The sequence below is a fragment of the Halomonas sp. MES3-P3E genome, from assembly GCF_002836035.1.
GTDB classification, from domain to species: Bacteria; Pseudomonadota; Gammaproteobacteria; order Pseudomonadales; family Halomonadaceae; genus Vreelandella; species Vreelandella arctica.
The window spans coordinates 1-1257 of the sequence record NZ_PJBT01000102.1 but is presented as its reverse complement, the minus strand read 5'-3'; the positions used below and the strand labels follow the sequence as shown (position 1 = coordinate 1257).

The following is a 1257-nucleotide window of genomic DNA, read 5'->3' as shown; positions in this document are numbered from 1 at the left end:
CTGGTCTTGCCCAGTAACAGTAGACACCTCAAAAATGTAATACGCTACGATGAGGTGAACCATGGCAAGATCGACAACATCAATGAAGAAAAAAACTTATACCCGTTACTCAGATGCCTACCGTCAAGAAGCGTTAGCGCTGGCTGATCGCATTGGTGTGGCAGCAGCGGCTCGTGAACTGGGCATACATGCGAGTCAGCTTTATCAGTGGCGCTCCAAAGCGCAGCGTCAGCAAGACACCTCTGAACGAGAGCAGTCGTTGGCAGAAGAAAACGCCCGCTTGAAGCGCCAATTAGCCGAAGCAAATGAAGAGCTGGCCATCACAAAAAAGGCCGCGGTGTACTTTGCGAAGAGCCTGAAGTGAAGTACGCCTTTATCCATCGTCATCGCCAGGCTTTCAGTGTTCAGCGTATGTGCCATGTTGTCGGGGTCGCTCGGAGTGGCTACTACGCTTGGCGGCAGCGCGAAGGAGCTTTGTCCCCAAAACGCAGCCAGCAAGCCATTATCGATCAGCGCGTGGCGACGGCTTATCACCAACGTAAGGGGCGATCAGGCGCTCCGAGATTAGCACTAGACCTTCGAGATGATGGGCTGCCGGTCAACCGTAAGACGGTGGCTGACAGCATGCAGCGTCAGGGTTTGCGCGCTAAAGCAGCACGTAAGTTTAAGGCCACCACAAACTCTCGACATTCGCTGCCAGTAGCGCCGAATCTGCTAGCGCAAAACTTCACTGCCTCAGCCCCCAATCAAAAGTGGGTGAGTGACATCACCTACTTGGCAACGGGCGAAGGCTGGCTTTACCTGGCAGTGCTGATTGACCTTTATTCTCGTAAGGTGGTTGGTTGGGCAATGAGTGAGCGTATGACGGCCGATCTTGTCTGTGACGCGCTACAAATGGCGCTATGGAAACGCAAAATGCCTAAAGGCGTGATAGTCCATTCGGACAGGGGCAGTCAGTACTGTTCCATGCTTTACCAATCGCAGCTTACACGGTATGAGCTTAAGTGCAGCATGAGCGCCAAAGGCAACTGCTATGATAATGCCTGTGCCGAAAGCTTCTTCCACAGTCTCAAAGTTGAAGCGATCCATGGGGAGCAATTTAAAACGCGAAACGACATGAGGCGCCAGGTGTTTGAGTACGTTGAACTAGACTACAACAAACAACGGCGGCACAGTGCCATTGGGATGATCAGCCCAGAGGTATTTGAAGCCCGAATGATCGCTTAAACCAGTGTCCACTCTTGCTGGGTAAGATCA

Annotated in this window: 1 protein-coding gene; it reads left to right on the top strand. The window is 52.3% G+C overall.

Annotated features, from left to right (window positions below):
- The first annotated feature begins 61 nt into the window (after positions 1-61).
- Positions 62-1227 (top strand): IS3 family transposase gene (locus CXF87_RS12070; protein ID WP_101146782.1). Its coding sequence is split into 2 segments (ribosomal slippage): positions 62-323 and positions 323-1227, totalling 1167 coding nucleotides; the frame shifts between segments, so codons are not numbered across the junction.
- Positions 1228-1257 lie beyond the last annotated feature (30 nt).